This window comes from Dyella sp. PARNA 12/25 (assembly GCF_055702865.1).
Genome location: NZ_JBVQCI010000005.1, coordinates 121,962 through 144,912 on the forward strand (window position 1 = coordinate 121,962; position 22,951 = coordinate 144,912).

13 protein-coding genes, 1 tRNA gene and 2 pseudogenes are annotated in these 22,951 nt (G+C 62.1%); 6 read left to right on the top strand and 10 right to left on the bottom strand.

The annotated features are described in order from the left end of the window. Positions 1 to 217: 217 nt before the first annotated feature. Positions 218 to 1,606, top strand: coding sequence for a metal-dependent hydrolase family protein (locus AC0GUR_RS12355; protein ID WP_472877785.1), 1,389 nt, complete (start codon positions 218 to 220; stop codon positions 1,604 to 1,606). A 246-nt stretch (positions 1,607 to 1,852) separates the two neighbouring features. Here the strand turns inward: AC0GUR_RS12355 and AC0GUR_RS12360 are convergent, their stop codons facing one another. The 4 genes from AC0GUR_RS12360 to AC0GUR_RS12375 all read right to left on the bottom strand — a co-directional run bounded on the left by AC0GUR_RS12360 (position 1,853) and on the right by AC0GUR_RS12375 (position 7,328). Continuing rightward, positions 1,853 to 3,745 carry a S53 family peptidase gene (locus AC0GUR_RS12360; RefSeq protein WP_472877786.1) on the bottom strand — a complete coding sequence of 631 codons (1,893 nt, stop codon included), beginning with the start codon at positions 3,743 to 3,745 and terminating at the stop codon, positions 1,853 to 1,855. Between the two features lie 624 nt (positions 3,746 to 4,369). Next, a complete protein-coding gene (locus AC0GUR_RS12365; RefSeq protein WP_472877787.1) occupies positions 4,370 to 5,101 on the bottom strand; it encodes a hypothetical protein in 732 nt (243 codons plus the stop codon). Positions 5,102 to 5,666: 565 nt separating this feature from the next. After that, a complete protein-coding gene (locus AC0GUR_RS12370) occupies positions 5,667 to 6,344 on the bottom strand; it encodes a uracil-DNA glycosylase (protein WP_472877788.1) in 678 nt (225 codons plus the stop codon). A gap of 72 nt (positions 6,345 to 6,416) precedes the next feature. Beyond that, positions 6,417 to 7,328: a LysR family transcriptional regulator gene (locus AC0GUR_RS12375; RefSeq protein ID WP_472877789.1), complete on the bottom strand. Its 912-nt coding sequence runs from the start codon at positions 7,326 to 7,328 to the stop codon at positions 6,417 to 6,419. Positions 7,329 to 7,434: 106 nt separating this feature from the next. On the opposite strand from AC0GUR_RS12375, the gene AC0GUR_RS12380 reads away from it, so the two are divergent. Then, on the top strand, positions 7,435 to 8,355 hold the full coding sequence (locus AC0GUR_RS12380) for an alpha/beta fold hydrolase (protein ID WP_472877790.1): 921 nt from the start codon (positions 7,435 to 7,437) through the stop codon (positions 8,353 to 8,355). A gap of 311 nt (positions 8,356 to 8,666) precedes the next feature. Beyond that, a complete protein-coding gene (locus tag AC0GUR_RS12385) occupies positions 8,667 to 8,855 on the top strand; it encodes a hypothetical protein (protein ID WP_472877791.1) in 189 nt (62 codons plus the stop codon). 110 nt (positions 8,856 to 8,965) lie between these two features. Here the strand turns inward: AC0GUR_RS12385 and AC0GUR_RS12390 are convergent. Further along, a tRNA-Ile gene (locus AC0GUR_RS12390) sits at positions 8,966 to 9,041 on the bottom strand. 169 nt (positions 9,042 to 9,210) lie between these two features. Here AC0GUR_RS12390 and AC0GUR_RS12395 point away from each other — a divergent pair. After that, positions 9,211 to 9,582, top strand: coding sequence for a nuclear transport factor 2 family protein (locus AC0GUR_RS12395; protein ID WP_472877792.1), 372 nt, complete (start codon positions 9,211 to 9,213; stop codon positions 9,580 to 9,582). Positions 9,583 to 9,700: 118 nt separating this feature from the next. On the opposite strand, the pseudogene AC0GUR_RS12400 reads toward AC0GUR_RS12395, so the two are convergent. Next, a pseudogene (locus AC0GUR_RS12400) lies at positions 9,701 to 13,543 on the bottom strand (Lhr family helicase); the annotation flags it as partial. 192 nt (positions 13,544 to 13,735) lie between these two features. Then, positions 13,736 to 14,401 (bottom strand): annotated as a pseudogene (locus AC0GUR_RS12405) (DEAD/DEAH box helicase); the annotation flags it as partial. Between the two features lie 188 nt (positions 14,402 to 14,589). Between AC0GUR_RS12405 and AC0GUR_RS12410 the strand changes: the two are divergent. Further along, entirely contained in the window at positions 14,590 to 16,854 is a 2,265-nt protein-coding gene (locus AC0GUR_RS12410; RefSeq protein WP_472877793.1) for a TonB-dependent receptor, read from the top strand. A gap of 143 nt (positions 16,855 to 16,997) precedes the next feature. Next, complete coding sequence (locus AC0GUR_RS12415) at positions 16,998 to 17,849, top strand: alpha/beta hydrolase (protein WP_472877794.1); 852 nt, start codon at positions 16,998 to 17,000, stop codon at positions 17,847 to 17,849. A gap of 112 nt (positions 17,850 to 17,961) precedes the next feature. Here AC0GUR_RS12415 and AC0GUR_RS12420 read toward each other — a convergent pair whose 3' ends face one another. From AC0GUR_RS12420 to adiC, 3 genes are all read right to left on the bottom strand, one after another. Next, positions 17,962 to 18,864, bottom strand: coding sequence for a cation diffusion facilitator family transporter (locus tag AC0GUR_RS12420; protein WP_472877795.1), 903 nt, complete (start codon positions 18,862 to 18,864; stop codon positions 17,962 to 17,964). Positions 18,865 to 19,036: 172 nt separating this feature from the next. Continuing rightward, the gene (locus AC0GUR_RS12425; RefSeq protein WP_472877796.1) at positions 19,037 to 21,337 is read right to left on the bottom strand and encodes an Orn/Lys/Arg family decarboxylase; all 2,301 of its coding nucleotides are present in this window, start codon (positions 21,335 to 21,337) and stop codon (positions 19,037 to 19,039) included. Positions 21,338 to 21,379: 42 nt separating this feature from the next. Further along, positions 21,380 to 22,723, bottom strand: a complete 1,344-nt coding sequence (gene adiC, locus AC0GUR_RS12430; protein WP_472877797.1) for an arginine/agmatine antiporter — start codon at positions 22,721 to 22,723, stop codon at positions 21,380 to 21,382. Between the last annotated feature and the right edge of the window lie 228 nt (positions 22,724 to 22,951).

Consider the following 22,951-nt stretch of genomic DNA (forward strand, 5'->3'; position numbering starts at 1 on the left):
CGTGGTGAGCGTGCCGGCGGCTAGCCATACGTTAAGAGAAAACACTTCCTGGGAAGTGCACTCTGACCGTTTTGGGTTTTCTGGGCATTCGCTGAGGTGGGTGCCTCTGCGCAATAGGGCCCAAGGATCAGCAGTCCAGAAGTGTCAGCGTCGTATCACGCGCGTGTCACGCGGGTTCCTTTATTAATTGTGGCTCATCTGCAGAGGGCACCTGGCCATGCCCAATCCCCAGATCGTGCAGCGTTTGTTCGCCAGCGTTTTGGCAATCGCCTTTACGATGAATGCCTGGGCCCAGGGGGCCGCGCCCGCACGGGGTCTACCTCCTCAGTCGGCGCCGCCGCAGGTCCTGTTCCAGAACGTCCACATCTTTGATGGCAAGGGAGCCGCGCTGTCGGGGCCTGCCAACGTTTTGGTACGAGGCAACCGGATCGAGCGGATTTCCGCTACGGCTATTCCTGCGGATGCCACCGCAGGCGCTACGATCATCGACGGTGGCGGCCGCACACTGATGCCCGGGCTCATCGATGCGCACTGGCATACCATACTGGTGCGGCCAACAGCCGCGCAGGTACTGTCCGCCGACATCGGCTATTCCACGCTTGTCGCCAGTGCCGAGGCCGCCGACACCCTGATGCGCGGCTTCACCACCGTACGCGATTTGGGCGGCCCGGCCTTCGCCCTGAGGCGCGCCATTGACGAAGGTGTGGTTCCGGGCCCGCGCATCTTTCCGTCGGGGGCCATGCTCACGGTCACAGGCGGCCACGGCGACTTCCGTCAGTTGTTCGAGGTGCCGCGAATCGATGGGATGCCGCTGGTGCGCATGGAGCAACTTGGAGCGGCCATTGTCACCGACTCTCCCGACGAGGTGACGCGGCGCGCCCGCGAGCAATTAATGCAAGGGGCTTCACAGATCAAGCTGACAGCGAGCGGCGGCGTTGCGTCGCCACACAGCCCGATCGATGCCATCACGTTCACCACCGCCGAGTTGCAGGCCGCTGTGAAAGCGGCCAACGACCGAGGCACCTACGTCACCGCGCATGCGTACACACCGGAGGCGATCCAGCGCTCCGTCCTTGCAGGTGTCCAGTGCATCGAGCACGGGCAATTGATGGACGAGGCGACCGCAAAGCTCATGGCCGACAGGGGCACATGGCTAAGCATCCAGCCGTTTCCCGACGAGTTCGCGCACATCTTTCCGGCCGGTTCCGACCAAGCGAAAAAGATGCTTGAGGTGATGGCCGGCACCGATCGAACCTATCAGCTCGCAAAGAAATATCACCTCAAAACCGCGTTCGGCACCGACATCGTGTTCGCGCCTGAGCTGGCTAAGCGCCAAGGTTCGCTGCTGGCTAGTCTCACCAGGTGGTACACGCCGGCCGAGGCACTTGGCATGGCCACTGCCGCCAACGGTGAACTGCTCGCACTATCGGGCGAGCGCAGTCCCTACCGGGGCAAGCTTGGCGTGGTTGAAGAGGGCGCGCTCGCCGATCTGCTGCTGGTTGACGGCGATCCGCTGAAAAACATCAAACTGATCGAAGACCCGGCGAAGAATTTCCTGGTCATCATGAAAGACGGGCGAATCTACAAGAACACGATTTCCAAGTGAAGGCGCTGCCGTAGGTAAGCCGCCTCCAGGAGTTGAACGGCCCGCTGAAGCAGCCTTTGCGAGCTCCTTGCGAATGCGAGACGAGTCAGATGACCGATCCGCCGCCCGCCCTGGCGGCGATCGTATGGCGTCGTGGCCACGAGCTATCCCGGCAATGACTATGCCGCCCGTCCGCCCCCGGTTCTTTAGATGCTTTGATGAAAACCGGCGGCGCGCGAGGCAACCGCCGGTTGCGCATCATGAGGCTCAGAAGGCGCTGAACCACAGCGCCAGGTTGGCGACATCCAGTGTGCCGATGCCAGCTCCGTCGTCATAGCCGGCGACGCCTGAGTAGAACCAATTGTCACCGTGGGTGATGTCGCGGAACGGGCTGAACGGCCCACCATAGCCGAGCACGTTCTGCAGCAGATAGATCTGCGGATTCCAGAAGCCGATGCGGCGATGGTCAGCCTGCTTGAGCAGTGCCGTAATGCCGTTGAGCTGCGGCGCTACGAAACTGGTTCCCCCCGCCTGGATCGACCCTTCACCCGGCAGCGTCGTAAACACGAAGTAACCCACTTCCGGATCGGCATTGAGCGACACGTCGGGTTGATTGCGTCCATGGAAGTGCGCCGGGAGATTCAGAAGCTCAATATTGCCGTCTACGATGTCCACCCAGTTCTGGTTGGGCTCGGTCGTGCGCATGCCATGGGTGAAGAGCTGATAGAACGGTTCTTTGAAGACGATACTGACACCACCACCGCCGCCTGCTGAGAACAAGTTGACATTGCGCCCGGCGTCGGTGTTCAGATAGTCCTGAAGTCCGTGCCAGCCCCATACTTCTTCCGTGGGCACGACAAACGGTACGGTGGCACCTCTGAAGATATGCGAGTAAGGCAACGTGGTGCCGCCGGCCGAGGTGATGGCGGGGTCCGAGGACGGATGATCGACAGTCAGTACCTTGGTGAAGGATGGGAAGGGGGCGCCGTCACGGTTCGTGTCATACGCTCCTGAGTCGCCCGATGCGGCAAACAGAGAAATACCTTGTACCGCCGCTTCGAGGTACAACTGATGGAAGGCCGCGAACTCTCCCCGGTTGTCGATGTTTCCATCGAATGCCGTCGGGAACAGGAACACCTCCGGCTCACCCCAGCTGGTCGATATCGAGTCGACGACGTTGTCGGAGATGGCTTGATTGAAGGCGTCGATAAAGGCCGGATCGGTGTTGGGGGCCTGGTACACGCGAATGTTCGCCTGCGGTGCGAGCCCGCCGGATTGCTCGACATCCAGCGTTGTCTCATCGGATCCGGCGATCGCGCTCAGTTGACCCCCTCCATCCACGGGGATATCGAGGATGCGGTTGGATTTCACCGGCAGACCGATCAATGACCAGTAGGTGTAGGCATCCGACGGATTGAAGTCGGCCAGTGTGACGATGCCCACCGTGGAGCCAGCACCATCGATGCCAGCGGCGTAGAGCGGATTGATGTCATAGATGTTGGCGACGTCGAACACCGTGAGTGGTGTGCCAAACGTGACGGATGGGCTTCCACTGGTCGATGCCGTGGCCGACCGTACAAAGTTGGCTTTAGCAGAGAAGTCAGGCTGGCTCAGCGGCCGATGGTTCTTTGGCGTTCGGAACGATTCGTTTGACAAGCCTGATACGTGTGTGACGACATCCACTAGATCTGCCGGATAGCTTGGGTTGTGATCAGGCCGATGGAAGACACGGCCGTTCCTTACATAGTCACGAAGACCCATGGCGAATGCGGCGTTGAACTGGGCGGCAGTGCCACTGGCTTTGATCAGAAGATGGTTACTCGCTACTTCATTGACCTGGATACCGTGATTCTGCAGAAAGCGTGCTACGCGACTGATTTCTTCATTGCTCGCGCCATACTTAGCGGCAAATTGCTCGGTGGTGAGAAATTGCCGGAAGTTGGATGTTCCGGGGCTGGAGACATCCCTGGCAAAGTTTTCCAGTGCATCCTGATTGTGGACACGCAGGACGACGGACGCGGTGATTCGTGCGTTTGCGTTGGTCGCGCCTGTCTCGGTGGCTTGGCCTTGATTGGCGGCAAGTGCGGTGGACGCGGCGGCGCTGGTGAGAAGCAGCGTCAGCGACACCGTCACCAGCTTGCGCTTGAAGTGCAAGAGCATGGCAGGTCTCCTCATGAAGGTACGATGGCGAGGGCCTGCTAGCACGGATGCACGTGCGTTCCGACCTAAATGCAGTGGTTGCAGTGGTTGCGCCGGATAGCCGGCATCCGTGCAGGCGCGCCGATGAGGCCGCCACAATCATAGATAAAGTCCCGTGCACGACTCCCCGAACCGGCAGGTGTCGGGACGATCCCCCTCGATGCATCTAAGCAATGTGAAGGAGTGCGCCTGACGCTGGTTTTTTCAGGGGTTGCAGGTGTGCTCAGCTGGTGGAAAGCCCGCCACAACTGGGTCGCGGTTAGCTTATGCAGGTCGTACTAGTGCTTAGGGCCTATCGGCGAAAGACCTGATGGGGACGCGAGTGGTCCGCCAAAACCCGAGCTCAAGGCCGACGTCCATCGATCGGTCTGATATCAGCGACCAGTCAGCGTCGGTGACATGCCTCCGGGGTACGGCCATGGGCAACACTCCTTTCGCTTGCGCTTCTACAGTGTGTTGCGTTCATCGCCTGAAGTCGCCGTCGGGAGCGGACATCCTTTCCAGATTGTCTTTCTTGGATGGGGCGAAGAGCCGAGGCCCGGACCAGATGCTCCCATGGTCAAGGCCTCGCTCCGGCGGGTAGCTCTAGTTAGCCTTCGCCGCCTTCGGCTGAGATGCCGCAACGTTCTTCTTGTCGTCGCTATTCGCTCCATCCCACCAGCGCTGCACCACGGCGCGGTCAAAGGGAGGGAGCGGATAGTCCTCGATGGTCGTGCTCGATAGAGCCTTGTACTCGGCGCGGAAGCGCTGAGCCTCGAGTGCGTAACGATCGTCGATGGAGATGTCCCAGGTGCTGGTGGACATACCCGTCACACTCTGGTCGATGAGCGGCAGAAGGGGCCCCGCGCGGAACTCACCGTCCTTTCGCGGGCGAAGCTTCGCAGTGAGGTGGCCGACATAAGCCACAGAATTCGGCTTCACCGTGAAGTGAATCAAGAGAGGCACGCTGAACAAGCTGTTGAATGGAAATGCGCTCGCCTTCCCTGTGACGTCTTCGAGCACGTACTCGCCAGGCGCGAGCGCCATGCTAACCATGTAGACGGGATGGCCATCGACCTGGAAAGTTGCAACTTCCTTATCGAATTTGAAGTTGTCGCGATCGGACTTTGACTGCGCTCCGGGCCGTTCAACCTTTACGACAAACGGTTCGGGAACATAGCGGCTGCTATCGGAACGGGAAACATCGATGGTCATCAACACGATCGCTTTGCTTGTTGTGTCGACGGTTGTTGATGTCTTGTCTACCGCCATCGGATTGACGGTTGCGCACGCACTTAAAAGGCCGCAAACGACGGCCACGAACCACAGCTTCTTCATTTCTCCCCCTTCACCTTTTTAAAAGAGCCGAACCTGGCCCAGGCATCACTTAGAAAGTGCATCAAAGGGCCGAACGTAGTCGGCCGGTTTCCCCGCACGCATCGTCACTGCCCTGCAAAGAGCGCCAGAAGGAATCTCTGCCTAGCTCGCCGTGTGCCGAGATAACCGCTGGAATGACTTGTCTGGTTTTGACCTCGTAGCGACCGAAGATAGTGCGCGCGCGCTGGGATTCCGTTCGCCGCCGTGGCAACTGCCGACATCCTCATACACGCGCGTATCCGCGAAGGATCCACTCATTCGGTTCCGCGTTGCAGGAATAGAGCCGCTATCGATGGCGCGCATCTCGTGCTTTTCTGCGCGCTCCATCCGACTTCGGGATTGTTCCAGCTCGTGACTTGCCAAAATGTCGGCAACAAAAAACGACGCGCAAGAAGCACGCAGCGCGGTGCTGTACATATCCCCCCCCGTGACGCTTCCCTGACGTCGCAACGGACTCGGTGAGCCACGTCGCCCCTCCATCCATCATGCAAGCTTGCGCGTACCGTCGCAAGAGAGTGAAAAGGGGTCAGGGACCTTTTCCCGCGTGCCGGATCTCGCTTGCCACCACCGCGAGTCCGGTGCGAAATGCCATTGCACCACCATTCGAGGGGTGCCGGATCTTTTCCGCCTCCACTTCGATCCTGCGAAGTGAATCGGCGGCTACATTACCCACGGCAACCACCGTGACGGTGGGTAGCGCATCGATCAGCTTACGCAGCAACGTCGCGCCGACGGCCTTCTCGGTTTCATTGGGCGGTCGGTTCGACAAGGGATCATCACCATGCGGGTGCCAAGGGAACGCACCCCACAGAATGGTTTGCTCCGTTAGGCCTTCTTCGCGTAGAGCACGCCACACGATAGTGGATGAAGGCTCGCGCCAAGGGAGGCGCCGCGAAGTAAGTCGGCCATCCAACCTCCCAATGCGCGGCACGCCTTCTTCAAGCAGCAGAGCTTCAGAGGTAAATGGGGAACCCGTCACCCGCGCACCCTGATAGCCGGGTGCCTCGCCGACAAGCAGCAGCCTCGGCGCTGGCGCGGATAGATGAAGTCTCAGACGCTCCCGGCGGCGCTCTACCGCGTCGGAGGCAATGTCATCGATGGAGACGGCGTTCCACGGATCGAAAACGCGAGGCATCCCACCGGTGGGTGTCGAGAACAGATCGTTGAGGAACGCTTCGATCTTCGGTGGTGTGTGCGTCGCCATGCGGTTTCTCAATACAGTGAAAGAGCACTCTGACCCCGGTTTTGCAGAGGTTCGGCCAAGCTGCGCTGCGCCTCAATGGTTTCTACCCTCCACATGCGCCCGCAGCGCATCCACAAACACTTTGACCTTGAGCGCTCGCTGCGTCGAAGCGGGAAACACCGCATAGATGCCTCCTTCGGGGAGCTTCCACTGCGGCAACACGCGAATCAGCCTGCCCGCTTCAATATCCTGGCTTACGGTGAAATCCGTCATCACGCCGAAACCGGCGCCACCCAGCACAACCTGCTTCAGAGCCACCACCGAGTCGGCGGTAAACACGGCGTCGAAGAACACCTCCTCGGCTTCACCTTGCGGCCCGGCGAATGTCCATTGAACCGGTTTTTGAAGTACCGAGAACGCCGCCATCGGCCGCCCCGACAGGTCTTGCGGGGACCTCGGCAGTCCACCGGCGCGCAACAGGCTGGGACTGGCAACCAGCCATAGGGCAAAGCTGCCTAGTTTCACGGCCTGATGGCTGGAGTCCGCGAGCCAGCCAAGACGAATGCCGATATCGACACGCTCGGCGACCAGATCCAGCACGCGGTCGGCTGTGATGAGTTCGATGCGTAGTGAAGGGTGTGCTTGAGTCAGCGCGGCGGCGACCGGTGCGATGACGGTTGCGGCATAGTCCATGGGCGCGGTGACGCGCAGGGTGCCGGTGACTTCGCCGCTGTGACAGCGTGCGGATTCGATGGCCGCTTCGGCCTGCTCGACGATGGCACGGCTCGCTTCGTAGAAGGCTTGCCCGGCTTCGGTCAGACCCAGGCGACGGGTGGTACGCACCAGCAAGGTGGCGCGAAGTTCGGCCTCCAGCTTCTGGATGTGAGTGGTGACGAGCGCGTTGGCCACGTCGAGCCGTCGTGCGGCGCCGGCCAATGTTCCCTCTTCGACCACCGCGACGAACACTGCCAGCCGGTTGAGATTGATGCCTCTGACTTCGCTCATGCGGTCGTTCGCTCGGAGTGAATAGTGAATTCGGAGGTAGGCATCTTACGGGTAAGGGCCATTCTCTCCATCATGCGCACACCTCGATGCGAAAGAAGCCCATCCGATGAACATCCCACAGGTCACCCATCATTACGTTGACGTCAACGGCATCAAGGTCTTCTATCGGGAAGCCGGCCCCAAGGACGCACCGACCCTGTTGCTTCTGCATGGCTTTCCGTCCTCGTCACATCAGTACCGCCGGCTGATGGATGCACTGGGCGATCGCTATCACCTGGTCGCGCCGGACTATCCCGGCTTTGGCCACAGTGACGCGCCCGTGCCTGCCACGTTGGGCGGGCCGTTCGCCTATAGCTTCGACAGCTTGGCGGATGTGATCGAGGGCTTTTGTCACGCACTCGGTCTGGATCGCTTCGTGGCCTATATGTTCGACTTTGGTGCGCCGGTGGGTTTTCGTCTTGCGGCGCGTCACCCGGAGTGGATCGAGGGTTTGGTGATCCAGAATGGCAACGCTTACACAGCCGGTCTCAGCCCGATCGCACAGGAGTTCACGGCGATGAAGCCAGGTGTGAAAGGCGCCGAGGAAGGCGTGCTTGGCCTGCTGACGCTGCAGATGACACGGAGCCAGTACCTTACCGGCGCGGCACACCCCGAGCTCATCGCCCCCGATGGTTGGACCATGGATCAGCACTTCCTCGACCTGCCCGGCCGTGCACAGATCCAGATCGATCTCGCGCTGAACTACCACTCCAACATCGCGCTGTATCCGCAGTGGCAGGCCTGGTTGCGCGAACATCAGCCGCCTACGCTGATTTTCTGGGGGCGTCACGATCCGTTCTTTGTGGAGGCTGGCGCGCAGGCCTATCTGGACGATGTGCCGGATGCTGAACTGCATGTACTTGATACTGGGCACTTCGCACTAGAGGAATGCCTGCCGATGATTGCCCCGCTGATAGCGAAATTTGTTGACCGTATCGGTGAACAGGAACCGGTGAGCCTGCACGGGATGGGTACGGCCCGATCGTGATCGTCATTGGCCTTGTGGGCCTGTCACCAAACTTACTGTTCGCAGAAGAATTGCCACAAGCGACCCTTAGCCTTGCGCACGTTATAGATTTCGCCGACGTCGTGACCATCAGCGATCCATTGTCTCTTGCTCGGCACAGATTGCTGCCGCCAACCGTGGTCTTCTATGGAGAACATTTCGTAGCGTGAGCGTAACGCCGAGTGGCGACTCTGGCTGAGAAGCGTCGCCCATCAAGTATCACGATAAGACGCCATCCCATCCCACGCATATTGGTTGCCTGGCAATTTCCCCGCAAAAGGATTTCATACTCAATGAACGTTGTTCTTACCCTCATTGGCGGCCCGACAGCCTTGATCGAGGTCGGCGGCACGAAGCTCCTCACCGATCCCACCTTTGACGAACCGCAAGCCTATGACGCAGGCACCATTACCTTACCAAGCGGTGTCAGCGCCAGACAATCCAACCTAGGATGTTTAGGCGGATTGATGTACTACCACTAGTGCCGGTGGGGGGCTTTCGAACTTCTGCAGCCAAACTTCTGAGGAATCATTGCCCCGTCTGCAAAAAGCTTCCGAGATCCCGCAAGTGACACCCAAAGTCGCGCCTTAGATGGTGGGCCCACCAGGATTCGAACCTGGAACCAAGGGATTATGAGTCCCCTGCTCTAACCGTTGAGCTATAGGCCCTTGCGTGCCGGCGTTGCGCCGGGGCGGGTTGGACATGTTAGCGGGGCGGGGCTGGGGCGTCGACGGGGGTCGGGCTGGTTTTGGGGTGGGAATTCGGCGGGATGGCGCGGGTAACGTAGACTTTGCGCTGTCGCGCCGGCTTTGGCGCCTGTTTTTTGAAGGATGCGCCATGCGCGAGCTGATTGAACGTTACCTGGCTGGCTATAACCGCATGGATGTCGACGGCATGGTGGCCACGATGCATCGCGAGGTGGTGTTTGAGAATTACACCGCGGGGGTGCTGAGCGTGCGAACGTTTGGCGTCGATGAGTTGCGGCACCTGGCGGAGAGTTCGCTTTTTCTGTTTGCTGCGCGGCGGCAGGTGATCCTGGCTTATGAGGAGCGGGATGGGACGGCGACGGCGCACATTCTGTTCGACGGTACGTTTGCGGTGGATTTGCCCAATGGGGTGCGCGCGGGGCAGTCGATTACGTTGAACGGGCGGAGTGAGTTTCGGCAGCGGGATGGGTTGTTGGTTTATATCGGGGATTACAGTGAGTGAGCCCCGCCGTCGGCTCACCCATGCTCCTCGTTTCCCGCTGAGAGTCCGCGCAGCTTAAGAGCCAAAGTCACTGGATTCCGGCCTTCGCCGGAATGACGGTGAGGGGGATGGGGGCTCTCTAGTCGTTGAAGCCAGCTGCTTGTGCTGCGGCCTTTAGGTGGTCGGGGTCTGCGCGGCGCAGTAGTGCGTTGCGCCAGTGTTGTTGCTGGGTGGGGGTGGATTCCGCCAGCCATTGGGGTTTGTTGGCGACCCAGGCGGCGACGGGTACGCCGTCTTCGTAGAGCACGCGGGTGCCGGTGACGGCGGGTAGTTTGTTGCCGGCGAGTACGGTGCCGACGAGGTTGAGTGGGTCGGAGCCGCTGATGCACACGAGTTCGTTCTCGGGCTGCCGTTGGCGTACGGCGCGCAGGCGGGCGATGGCTTCGGGTAGGGCGAATTGTTCGCCTACGAGGCCTTCGACGAAGCGGCCGCCACGGATTTCGCCGCGGGCTTCCAGGCGGTGGTAGACGCGTAGCAGTTCGCGCCAGCTGGGGAGCCAGGGGGCTTCGCGTTCCAGCAGTTTCCAGAAGACGACGCCGTAGCGGCGGAGCAAGGCGCGGGCGATGTGTTCGATGGGGTCTTGGTCGGTGGTGGCCGCGCCTTTCGACTCTTTCGCGAGCACCCGCCCCTCATCAGCCCTGCCGGGCAGCTTCTCCCCGGAGGGGAGAAGCGATGCACGATTTGACCTCACTAACGACCAGCGGCCGGCATCTTCGATGCCGGTGAGCATATGGCGGCGCAGGCGGCGGTGGCGGTGGGCGTCGCGTTTGGCGGCGGGCACGAGCAAGGCGCGCAGGCCGGCGAAGCTGTCGGCGGTGATGCGACCGGCGGCGACGAGTTCGCCCAGGGCGTCTTCGAGTTCGGTGCGCAGCAGGTGGGTGTCGCTCATCAGCTGGTCGAAGAACAGGGCGCCGTGGTCGCGCAGCGTGTCGAGTACGGCTTGGGCGCGGGAGGAGATGGCGACGTCTTGTGCGTTGCCGTCGACGGCGGCGGCGTGGGTCCAGATGGGTACGCTGCGGCGTGGCAGCAGCACGATGGGGGTGGCGCGCACCGGGCCACCGCCGCTGCCAGTGCCGCTGCGCAGGCGGCTCCAGCTGACGCGGCCGGCGCGGCATTGTTCGTCGAGCCAGGTGATGGAGTAGTCGTCAATGCGTGCGGGCAGCAGCTCGCTTTCCCAGGCGCCGGCGGCGGCTTCGAAGCCTTCGAGCTGGGTGAGCACGGCGGGCAAGGCGTCGGGGCCGCTAAGGCGTGCGCCGGGGGCGACGTGTTGCCAGTCGAACAGGAAGCGCATCAGGTCGCGGCGGCTGACGGGTTCGATTTCGCGGCGCAGGCGGCCGATGGTGTAGCGGTGGATGCGTGCGAGCAGGTGGCGTTCGCACCATTCGATGTCGTGCGTGCCGGGGGTGAAGTGGCCTTGCATGACGTAGCCTTCGGATTGAAGGCGGATCAGGGCGAGGTCGATGTCGCTGGGCTCGACGTGCAGCGCGGTGGCGAGTTGGGCGACGGTGATGGGGCCGCTGCCGGTGAGGCGGCCGCGGACGAGTTCCAGCAGGGCGTCTTCGCGCGGCCATGGCTGGGATGCGTATTCGGCGGGGGCGGTGATGGGTGGGTGCAGGGTGGCGGCCGGGTGGATGGCTTGCCACTTGGGGAGGGATTCGGCGGTGGTCCAGATGGCGTTGTTCGTCGCTTCTGTTTCGGACTGAGGCGAGCGTGACCCCTCACCCCAACCCTCTCCCCAGAGGGGAGAGGGAGCTAGGCGCGTCGCACGATGGTTTTTGGCGAGGGCCTTGAGCCAGTCGTTCCAACCTTCGTTGGCATCGGCTTCGTACTGGGTGATGCCACCGAGAATGCCCAGTGCTTCGTGCATTTCGTCGGCGCTGCGCACTTGCGGCCAGGCTTCTTCGCGCACGGCGTCGATGGCGTCGGCGTCGAGGCGGCCAAGATCGTCGGCGCTTTCGGGGTCGGACCAGCGGCGGGATTGCACGGCTTGGGTGCGGCGTTCTTCCAGTGGTGCGTCGTCGAGGTAGGCGTACGGTGCGGCGGTGAGCACTTCGCCGGCCAGGGGGCTTGGTGCAGCGAGGTCGCGTGCGACGAAGGTGATGTCGCCCTCTTCCAGCCCGCGCAGCACATGCAGCAGGCCGTCGACGTCCATGGCTTCGCGCAGGCAGTCGTGCAGGGTCTGGTTGACCAGGGGGTGATCGGGAATTTCGCGTTCGCCCACGATGTTTTCGAGGCAGGCCACCTGGTCGGGGAAGACGGTGGCGAGCAGGTCTTCGCTTTTCATGCGCTGCAATTGCGGCGGCACTTTGCGGCCACCTTGAAAGCGCGGCAGCGCTAAGGCGGTGGTGGCGTTCCAACGCCAGCGCGCGGGGAATAGCGGTGCATCCAACAGTGCCTGTATCAGCACGTGTTCGGCGGAGCTGGAATGCAAGTAGCGCGCGACTTCCTCCAGCGGAAAGCTGTGGCTGGTGGACAGCGACAGCACGATGGCGTCTTCGGTGGCCGCTGCCTGCAATTCGAAATTGAACTGGCGGCAGAAGCGCTTGCGCAAGGCGAGGCCCCACGCGCGGTTGATGCGGCTACCCCAGGGCGTGTGGATGATGAGCTGGGTGCCGCCGGATTCGTCGAAGAAGCGCTCGAACACCAGGTTCTGCTGCGTGGGCAACACGCCGAGTGATGCTTTCGCGGCGGCCATGTAGTCAGCCAGCTGTTGCGCGGCGGCTTCGCTCAGCCCCAGTGCGTGCATGAGCCAGTGCGATACGGCCGGCGCACCGCCTTGGTCGAGATGTTCGGAAATGTCTTCGCGCAGGCGCGATACGCCGTGTGAGAGCTCGGCGGTGCGGCCGGGTGCTTCACCCAGCCAGAAGGGAATGTTGGGCGGCACGCCTTGCGCATCTTCCACGCGCAGGCGGTCGCGCTCTACGCGCTGGATGCGGTAGCTGGTGTTGCCTAGCTGGAATACATCACCCGCCAGACTTTCGACGGCAAAGTCTTCGTTGACGGTGCCGATGATGGTGGCCTGGGGTTCCAGCACGACCAGGTAGTCGGCGGTATCGGGGATGGCCCCGCCCGACGTGATGGCGGTCAGCCGCGCACCGCGTCGGGCGCGCAATTGGCCATGCACGGCGTCGCGGTGAATGTAGGCCGCGCGTGCGCCGCGCCGTGTAGTGAAGCCGTCGGCCAGCATGCGCACGATGGCGTTGAACTGTTCGCGCGCCAGGTCACGATAGGGGTACGCGCGACGCAGCGTGTCGAAGAGTGCGTCTTCGTTCCATTCCTGGCAGGCCACTTCGGCCACGATCTGCTGCGCCAGTACGTCTAGTGGTTGCGGCGGCTGGATGAGCGCATCGAGTTCGCCGCGACGCACGCAGTCGAGCAAGGCGGTGCATTCCACCAGGTCGTCGCGTGTAGAGGGGAACAGACGCGCCTTGGGTGTTCCGCCCACGGCGTGACCCGAGCGGCCGGCGCGCTGCAGAAACGCGGCGATGGAACGTGGCGAGCCGAGCTGGCAGACGAGATCGACGTCGCCGATGTCGATACCGAGTTCCAGCGATGCCGTGGCTACCAGCACTTTGAGGTCACCGCGCTTGAGGCGTTGCTCGGCGTCAAGGCGCTGCTCTTTGGCAAGGCTGCCGTGGTGAGCGGCTACCGCTTCTTTGCCGAGTCGCTCTGAGAGATGTCGCGAGACGCGCTCGGCCATGCGGCGTGTGTTGACGAACACGAGCGTGGTGCGATGGGTTTCCACCAGTTGCGAGAGGCGGTTGTAGACCAACTCCCAGCAGTCGTTGGACATCACGGCTTCCAGCGGCATCGGCGGGACTTCAATGGCGAGATCGCGCGTGCGGGTGTGGCCGATGTCGATGATGCTTACCTGATCCTTCTCCCCTACGGGGCACGCGGGGAGGGGCCATGGATGGCCCCCGCTTTGAGGAGCGAGGAGAAGGTGGCCCGAAGGGTCGGATGAGGGGGCGGGGCTTGCCTCAGTGTTTTTTGAAGCGCGTTTTTTTGAGGTGGTGTCGCTAGATTGACCCCTCACCCCAACCCTCTCCTCGCTCCTCAAAGCCGCGGCCATCCACGGCCGCTCCCCGCGTGCCCCGGCGGGGAGAGGGAGCTTTGCGTGCGCTCCGACCAGGAACTTCGCGACTTCCTCGATGGGCTTTTGGGTTGCGGACAATCCAATGCGCAACAAGCGTCGTTGGCACAGTGATTCCAGTCGCTCGAGCGAAAGCGCCAGATGTGAGCCGCGCTTGCTCGCGGCTACCGCGTGAATCTCGTCCACGATCACCGTGCGCGTACTGGCGAGCATCGCGCGGCCGGATTCTGAGCCCAGCAGGATGTAGAGCGATTCCGGCGTGGTGACGAGAATGTGCGGCGGCTGTTTGAACATCCACGAGCGTTCGGCCTGTGGCGTGTCGCCAGTGCGTACGGCGGTGCGGATAGCCACATCGGGCAGGCCCATGCTGGCCAGCTCGGCGCGGATACCTTCCAGCGGCGCTTCGAGGTTGATGCGGATGTCGTTGGAGAGCGCTTTCAGCGGCGACACGTACACCACGGTGGTGGCGTCAGGCAGCACGCCGCCATTCGCCACGCCTTCCCGCACCAAACCATCGATGGCCGACAGGAAGGCAGTGAGCGTTTTGCCGGAGCCCGTTGGGGCCGCCACCAGGGTGTGCTTGCCTGAACGAATGGACGGCCAAGCGGCTATCTGCGGCGCCGTGGGCGCGCTGAAGGCGCCTTGGAACCAGGCGGCAACGGCAGGATGAAAATCGTGCATAGGCATGGACTTAAGCCCGGCGCAACGGCTTCTTGAGAGGGAAAACTTGGGGGCGTGTAGGCCTTTTACCAAGCAATCGTAAAATAATACGCTTTAGTACGTGACAGAATTACGTGACAATATCGTTAAGCCGCCGTACTCAAGGGTACGTTCTTGCGGCACTTGTTGCCTTTTTTCTCTCTGGGAACTTACCAATGACCGCCGCAAGCCCGACGCGCTTTGCCGTGCTCGCTCTTTCGATTGCCAGCGCTCTCGCCATGGGCACCGTTGCCCACGCACAGGATGCCAGCGCACCTGCCGCCACGACACCGGCCAAATCGACGAGTGGCAAGACCACGCAGCTTGAAACCGTCAACGTGACCGCAGAAAAGCGCGTCGAGAATCTGCAGAAGGTGCCGATTTCGATGACGGTGCTGACGCCCGAAAAGCTGGACAACTACGGCCAGTCTGGCGACACCGTGCTGCAGCTCGCGGGCCGCGCACCGAGCGTGTATGCAGAGACGTCGTACGGCCGTGAGTTCCCGCGTTTTTACATCCGTGGCCTGGGCAACAGCGACTTCGACTTGAACGCATCGCAGCCGGTGTCGATGGTGTACGACGACATCGTGCAGGAGAACCCCATCCTCAAGGGTTTCCCGCTATTCGATCTGGATCAGGTGGAAGTGCTGCGTGGTCCGCAGGGCACCATGTTCGGCCGTAACTCGCCCGCCGGTGTGATCAAGTTTGATTCGCGCAAGCCGAGCCAGGACACCAGCGGTTACGCCCGCGTTTCCTACGGCAGCAAGGGCACCGCGAATGCCGAAGCGGCGCTGGGTGGCGCGCTGAGCTCGCACTGGTCGGCACGCGTGTCTGCGCTGGCGCAGCATCGCGACAACTGGATCAGCAACGACTACACCAACCAGAAGGATTCGCTGGGCGGTTACAACGACCGTGCGGTGCGTCTGCAGTTGATGTACGACAACGACGGCTTCAACGCGCTGATCAACACGCATGCGCGCTGGCTGGACGGCACCGCGGAAGTGAATCGCGCCAACGCTATTCCGCTGGGCAGCGACAGTCTGGTGCCGGGCTTCAAGCGTGACACGGTGTTTCAGGACGGCCTCAATAAACAGCACCTGTTTACCTGGGGCAGCAATGTGCACCTCACCTGGAACGTGGGCGACTACAGCCTCACCTCGATCACCGGCTTCGAAAAGGCTGACACCTACAGCCGAGGCGACGTGGACGGCGGTATCGCTATTCCGCTCAACCCGAGCCAGCTGCCGTACGTGACGCCATTCCCGTCGGAGACGGCGGATGCGCTGCCGCACGATCGCCAGTTCACGCAGGAATTCCGCCTGGCGAGCAATCCGCAGGATCGTCTGAATTGGCAGGTAGGCACGTACTACTTCAACGAAGACATCGCGATCGTCAATTACGACTACAACACGCTCAACAATCACGCGATGGACGGTTACGCGCAGCAGACGCAGACCACCACGGCGTGGGCGGTGTTCGGCTCGGCGGACTATCGCGTGGCCGACGACTTCGACGTGCGTGCGGGTGCACGCTGGTCGCATGATTCGCGTGACTTCCATGTGGACCGCATCCTGTCGCCCATCGGCGGCGGCCCGCTGTCGCTCAGCGCCAGCCCGCATGACTCGCGCTGGAGCGGCGACCTGACCGGCACGTGGGAACTGAACCCCAACGTCAACGTGTACGGCCGCATCGCCAATGGCTTCCGCGCACCGAGCGTGCAGGGTCGCGTGCTGTTCTCCGACTTCATTTCGGTGGCGAAGCCGGAAACCATCACCTCGTACGAACTGGGTGTGAAGACCACGGGCATGGACAACCGTCTGCGCTTCAACGCCGACGTGTTCAACTACTACATGCACGACCAGCAGCTCACTGCAGTGGGCGGCGATACCAACGTCACGCGCCTGGTCAATGCGGCCAGGACGCGCGGTTACGGTGCGGAGTTCGATCTCGAAGCCTACGTCACTCCGAATTTCGTGCTGACGGCTGGTGGCAGCTACAACCACACCGAGCTGAAGGACCCCACGCTGGCCGTGGCGCCCTGCGGTGCGGGCTGCACCATCCTCAACCCGCTGGATGCGAACGGCAACGTGCTGATCAACGGCAACTCGCTGCCGAATGCACCGAAGTGGATCGGCAACTTCACCGCGCGCTACGGCATCCCGTACGGCGACAGCGGCGAGTTCTTCATCTACACCGACTGGGATTACCGCAGCGAAGTGAACTTCTTCCTGTACCAGTCGGAGGAGTTCCGTGGCAAGCCGATGCTCGAGGGCGGTGTGCGCCTGGGCTACAACTGGGATTACGGCAAGCGCGAAATCGCTCTGTACGGCCGCAACATCACCAACAAGCAGTACATCGTCGGTGCGATCGACTTCAACAACCGCACTGCGTTCGTCAACGACCCGCGCATCATCGGCGTGGAGTTCCGTACGGACTTCTGATGGCCTGGCCGGCTCTGCCGGCTCTGCCGCCATCCAGCAAGGGGAGTGGTCTGGCCACTCCCCTTCTTTTTTGGCCAGGTGATGGGTGCCAAAGCGGGCCCCGCTTGGTGCAGAATTCGTCAATTTCCCGTAGAGAGCGCGCTGTGAACCACCCGGGCGACCACGCCAGCGACCACACCCATCTCCTGACCATGGCCGATGGTCTGCCGCTGTTTGTGCGCGACTGGCCCAACCCGCGCGCTCACGATGCGGTGCTGATCGTGCATGGGCTGGGCGAACACAGCGGCCGTTACCAGCGCCTGGCGGGCTGGTTTCGCGCGCGAGGCTATGCAGTGCGCAGCTTTGACCAGCGCGGGCATGGCCATACGAAGGGGATACGCGGCGGCATGTCCCATCCGGACGACCTGCTGGAAGACCTCGCCACGGTCTACAACGACTACGCTGCCCACCTGCCAAAGCCACCGCTACTGCTGGGCCACAGCATGGGCGGGCTGGTGGCAGCGCGCTGCGTGCTGGATGAGCGCATCCAACCGCCGGCCATGGTGCTTTCCTCCCCTGCCCTTCGTACATGGGAGCCGGTGTGGCGGCAACGGCTGGCCGGCGCGGTGGCCAAGGTCTTGCCGAGTATGCCGATGCCCAACGGGCTGGCGTTCGACAAGCTTTCGCATGACCCGCACGTGGAAGCGGCCTACCGTGCCGACCCGTTGCGCCATGGCTGGGTGACGCCGCGTATGGCGGATTTCATTTTTCGGGCGGGTGATGCCTGCGTACGTGACTCCCGCAAGCTCACGATACCCACACTGTTGCTGGTGGCCGGTGCGGATAAGTTGGTCAACCCGTCTGGCAGTCGCGATTTTGCCGAGACGAGCTTGGCTGGCAAGTACCTCACCACGCGCTACTTCGATTCGCTCTACCACGAGTTGTTCAACGAGGCCGAGCCGTCGCGCAGCCAGGTGTTGAAGCAGCTGGGCGACTGGCTGCAGAAGCTGGCGTAACGACGATCCAGCTTTTCTGTAGGAGCGCACTTGTGCGCGACCAACCCGCGACACGGAAGCGACGGAGCGCTGCGGTCGCGCACAAGTGCGCTCCTACAAGGTTATTGCAGGTTTACATCCACTCGCGCTTGGCGGTGAAGACGATGGTGAGCCACTCAACGCGGATATCACTACCGATGCGGCGTGCGATGTCGCTGCGTATGTCATCCACGTGCTGCATGCTGCCCAGCTGCTCGGTGGGCGAGACAAGGATGTGGATGTCGATGAAACGCATGCGGCCGATCTTGGCCACGTAGCTCGCGTAATCCTGATAGCCGCGCTCCAGCACCAACCCTGCCATGACCTTGCGCACGCGCTGATCCAACGCATCGGGTGCCACCTGCAACACCTCACGCAAGGCCTGCCACAGGCTGGCCAGCGGCAAGGGCAGCAGCGCCACGGTCAGCAACAGCAGAACGGCGGAGTCGACGTAGCGCGTCCAGTGATCCAGCGGGCCGCCTTCGATCACTGCAGCCAGCGCAAAACCGAGCAGCACGGCGATGCTGATGCAACCGCCGATGATCCAGCCGCGTGCATCCAGTTGCAGCAACACCGAATCCAATGCTTTGGATTGGCGCCGCATGTAATGCGCCATGCCTAAGCTCACCACGCCCATGATGGCTGCCCACACCGCACCGAAACCGAAGGCGAGTTCATGGCCACCCGTGAGCAGGCCATGCAATGCGGCAAACCCGCCGTAGCTGCAGATGGCGGTGAGCACGGTGGCATTGAACACCACCATCAAGGGTTCCAGATGCCAGTAGCCAAACTGGAAGCGGCGGCTGCCTTCGCTGGTGACCAGACGTGACACCAACAGCGCGCCAGCGGTGAGTACGACATCGACCAACGAGTAGAAGCCGTCGAAGGCGATGGCTTGCGAGCGCATCAGCAGGCCCACGGCTACGCAGGCCACGCCGACCAGAAAGGTCACGACGATGGATAGGCGCAGCTGGCTTTGTTCGCGGGAGGTGTCCATGCCTGAGTCCCGATGGCTGGTCGGGGACATTATGTCCGAGCCGTGAGGGCTCTTGTGGGAGGAACGGCTTGCTTCAGGCTCTTTTGTAGGAGCGCACTTGTGCGCGACAAGCCAACGGAGCGATGACACTGCCGCGCCGCGGTCGCGCACCAGTGCGCTCCTACAGGGTCCCTTACTTCTTCAACACCTCAACCACATAGCGCGGGCCGTTCGGCCCCTGCTCCACGATCAGCCCGTGCACATCCGACTCAAAACCTGGGAAGTGCTCGTTCTGCTCCTTGGCGCTACGCAGCGATTCGATGATGGGTGAATCCTTGGCGCCAAACTTCTCGCCCGGCATGATCACCGGGATACCCGGCGGATACGGCACCAGCATGGTCGCGGCGATGCGACCCGGCAGCTTGTCGATTTCCACGCGCTCCACTTCGCCACGCACCAGGCGGTCGTAAGCGTCGGAGGGCGTGATCACCGGCTCGGGCAGCTCGACGTACATCTCGCGCATGACCTGCGCCACCTTGTTCTTGGTGTTGAACGTATGCAACGCGTCGCACAGGTCGCGCAGGCCGGTGTTGACGTAGGCCGTGGGGTAATCGGCGACCAGTGACGGCAACGCCTTGTCCAGCGGCGCGTTGGCGTCGTACAGCTCCTTGAACGCCAGCAGCTCGGTGGTGAGCGTGCTCCACTTGCCCTTGGTGATGCCCATCGAGAACAGGATCAGGAAGGAGTAGAGGTTGGTCTTCTCCACCGTGATGCCACGACTCCACAAGAAGCGGCTGACAACCGTGGCAGGGATGCCCTGCTTTTGCATTTTGCCGTCCATGGAGAGGCCCGGCATCATCAGCGTGACCTTGATCGGGTCGATCAGCACGTAGTCGCGCGCCAAATCGCCGAAGCCATGCCACGGAGCCTTGGGCACCAGCTTCCAGTCGGCCTGCTTGGTGGTCACCGGCTGTGCGGCGCGCTCGCCTTCATCGAGGCGGTCTTGCAGATCCGTGGGCTGCCACACGCTGAACCACCAGTCGCTCTTCTTGAGCCCGTCGCCAACGTGCAGCACGGCGCGACGGAAGGCGATGGCCTCCTTGTGCATCTGGTCGATCAGGCTGCGGCCGGCGCGGCCTTCCATCATGCGCGAGGCGACGTCACATGACGCGATGACGCCGTAATGCGGCGAGGTGGAGGTGTGCATCATGAAGGCTTCGTTGAACCGGTCGACGTCCAGCTTGCGCGTCTTGCTGTTGCGCGCGTGGATCATCGAGGCCTGCGAGAACGCCGCGAGCAGTTTGTGCGTGGACTGCGTGGCGAAGATGATCGGGTCCTGGTCGCGCGGCTTGCCCTTGGCCATTGCGTAGTGGTTCTCGTACATCTCGTGGAACGCGGCGTAGCCGTACCACGCCTCGTCGAAATGCAGAAAGTCCACTGCGCCGCCGATGTCCTTGGCGATCTTTTCCACGTTGTAGCAAAGACCGTCGTAAGTGGAGTTGGTCACCACGGCAATCTTTGGCTTGAAGTCTTTGCCCTTGGCTTTGGCCACCTTGCTGGCCAACGGATGCTCGGCAATGGCCTTGGCCATCGCCTTGGGCTGGAACTGGTCGAGGCTGATCGGGCCGATGATGCCGTGCGCATTGCGGCTGGGCGTGAAGTACACGGGCACGGCACCGGTCATCACCAACGCATGCAGCAGCGATTTGTGGCAATTGCGGTCGACAAACACCACATCGCCGCGCGCCACCGTGCCATGCCACACGATCTTGTTGGAGGTCGAAGTGCCATTGGTGACAAAGAAGGTGTGATCGGCACCGAAGTTCCGCGCTGCTTCGTTCTCCGCAGCCTTCACCGGACCGGTGTGATCGAGCAGCGAACCGAGCTCCGGCACTGACACGGAGAGATCGCTGCGCAGCGTGTTTTCACCAAAGAACTGATGGAACGCGCGACCCGTCGCCGACTTGGTGAAAGCCACGCCGCCGCCATGGCCGGGCGTGTGCCATGAGTAGTTGGATTCCGCCGCATGGTGCACCAGCGCCTTGAAGAAGGGCGGCAGCAGGTTATTCATGTACACATCGGCAGCACGCATCACCTGCTTGGCGATGAAGTTCTTGGTGTCTTCATAAAGGAAGATAAAACCGTGGGTGATACTGAGCAGCTTGGTCGGCACCTGCTCTACCGTGCGGCGCTCACCGTAGAGGAAGATGGGAAGGTTCTCGCGGTAAGCCAGCTGCGTGTTGAGGAATTCGTACAGCCGGTCGAACTGATGCGGCCCCTCTTCCGTGCCGTCGATCGAAATCAGCACCGCTGACGCCGCGTTGTAGGTGCGCGCGCCCGCTTCGGCGTCACTCATGGTGAGGCCGCTCAGCACCCGATGGTCGTAGCCGCGGATCTCGTCCGCCAGCGCACGGATCAGGATGCCGTTGATGCGCGGCGAATCGTAGTCGGCATCAATGATGACGACAGGGTAATCGAGGGCGTTGAAATACATGAGCGGACTCCATCAATCGCAAAGGCGAGGGAAAACTTGGGTTCAGACGCGTGGCGTGCCGGGGAGCATGGCTTTGGTGGCCTTGTCCTGGCGGCGTTGCTCGCTGAAGAACGGGTAGAACACGGAAATGAACAACATGAAGAGGAAGGCGTAGGTCACCAGCTGTCCGTTGGTGCCGAAGATGGCCCACAGGCAGTACACGACGGTGAGGCTGGTAAGTACCCAATAGAAGCCGGTGTGCGTCGTGGTGTGGCTGAGCTCCACCGCGAAGAAGCACGCTACGCAGGAGTAGATGTATGGCAGCAGGGTCAGCACCACCGCCGCCTGGGTGATCACTTCAAACTGAGCAGACGCGGTGGGGGATGCCGCAGTGATCAGCACGATCATCGACATCAGCACACCGACCACCAGCAGGCCCTGCACCGGCGTGTCGTCTTTGTTGGCCTTGCTGAAGAGCTTGGGAAACAGGCCATCATCACCGGCGGCTTTCGCACTCAAGGCAGTCAGCAGGATCCAGCCACCCAGCGAACCACCGGCGCCCAGTGCCGCGCACAGGCTGACGATACCGCCGCCGACGTTGCCCAGCGCCACCTGCGCGGCCAGCGCAAACGGCGCATCGGCCACCTGCAGCTGATCGTTGGGGATCATGCCCATGATCACGGCGGAGCTGGAGATGTACACCACAGCAGCTAGCGCTACACCGGCGATGGTGGCGGTGGCCACGTTCTTCTCCGGATCCTTCACCACGGCGGCCGACACCGAAGCGGACTCCACGCCGATAAAGGCCCAGAGCGTGAGCGAGGCTGCGCCGGAGATAGCCTGGAAATCGCTCTTGCCGGTGACGTTGTAGGCCGCGGAGAACAGATCGGATTTGAAGAAGAACCAGCCGAAGATGGCGATGCCAAACAGCGGGATCAGCGCGAACGAGGTGGTGATGGACTGGATGCGCGTCACCACTTGTGCGCCGAGGATATTGGCGAAGGTAAACAGCCAGATCAGCACCAGCACGACGATGGTGCGTACCATCGGCTGCGATAGGGAGGGGATGAAGAAACTGAAGTAGCCGACGGCCGCCACCGGCAGGGCGACATTGCCGATCCAGTTGGCGAACCAATAAACGGTGTTGGTTTGAAAGCCCATGTACGGGCCGAACGCATCGCGCGCATAGGCATAAGGGCCACCCGCCTTCGGCGCGAGTCGTCCCAGCTTGGCGAATACGAACGCCAGCAGCAGCGAACCGATGGTGGTGACCACCCAGCCCCACATCGATACGGCACCGATTTTGGCCAGGCTGCCCGGCAGCAGAAACACCCCCGAGCCCATCATGTTGCCGGCAACGAGGAAGGTGGCGGCAACGACGCCGATCTTGCGTTTCTCATCTGCCATGACTTGGCTCCATCGGGACATTGGGGCGGTGGCGAAGGCCAACCGTGTTCTCGCCGCGCGTACAGGCAAACGGCTTCGCTGAGGATGAGCGCGCCCGCGACGTGACACGCGCAACGCATTCGCGAACAGGAATCCCAGGGTGGACAGCGCGGGCCTGCGCCATCGCACTTCGACGCAACATCATGCGATCAAGCCATGCAGCGATGCGGAAAGTGGGCGGACCTGATG

Coding starts and splice junctions, on each gene's coding strand:
- AC0GUR_RS12395 (WP_472877792.1), top strand. CDS start 9,211: ATGCGCGAGCTGATTGAACGTTACCTGGCTGGCTATAACCGCATGGAT.
- AC0GUR_RS12425 (WP_472877796.1), bottom strand. CDS start 21,337: ATGTATTTCAACGCCCTCGATTACCCTGTCGTCATCATTGATGCCGAC.
- AC0GUR_RS12360 (WP_472877786.1), bottom strand. CDS start 3,745: ATGCTCTTGCACTTCAAGCGCAAGCTGGTGACGGTGTCGCTGACGCTG.
- AC0GUR_RS12370 (WP_472877788.1), bottom strand. CDS start 6,344: ATGGCGACGCACACACCACCGAAGATCGAAGCGTTCCTCAACGATCTG.
- AC0GUR_RS12420 (WP_472877795.1), bottom strand. CDS start 18,864: ATGGACACCTCCCGCGAACAAAGCCAGCTGCGCCTATCCATCGTCGTG.
- adiC (WP_472877797.1), bottom strand. CDS start 22,723: ATGGCAGATGAGAAACGCAAGATCGGCGTCGTTGCCGCCACCTTCCTC.
- AC0GUR_RS12355 (WP_472877785.1), top strand. CDS start 218: ATGCCCAATCCCCAGATCGTGCAGCGTTTGTTCGCCAGCGTTTTGGCA.
- AC0GUR_RS12365 (WP_472877787.1), bottom strand. CDS start 5,101: ATGAAGAAGCTGTGGTTCGTGGCCGTCGTTTGCGGCCTTTTAAGTGCG.
- AC0GUR_RS12410 (WP_472877793.1), top strand. CDS start 14,590: ATGACCGCCGCAAGCCCGACGCGCTTTGCCGTGCTCGCTCTTTCGATT.
- AC0GUR_RS12380 (WP_472877790.1), top strand. CDS start 7,435: ATGAACATCCCACAGGTCACCCATCATTACGTTGACGTCAACGGCATC.
- AC0GUR_RS12375 (WP_472877789.1), bottom strand. CDS start 7,328: ATGAGCGAAGTCAGAGGCATCAATCTCAACCGGCTGGCAGTGTTCGTC.
- AC0GUR_RS12385 (WP_472877791.1), top strand. CDS start 8,667: ATGAACGTTGTTCTTACCCTCATTGGCGGCCCGACAGCCTTGATCGAG.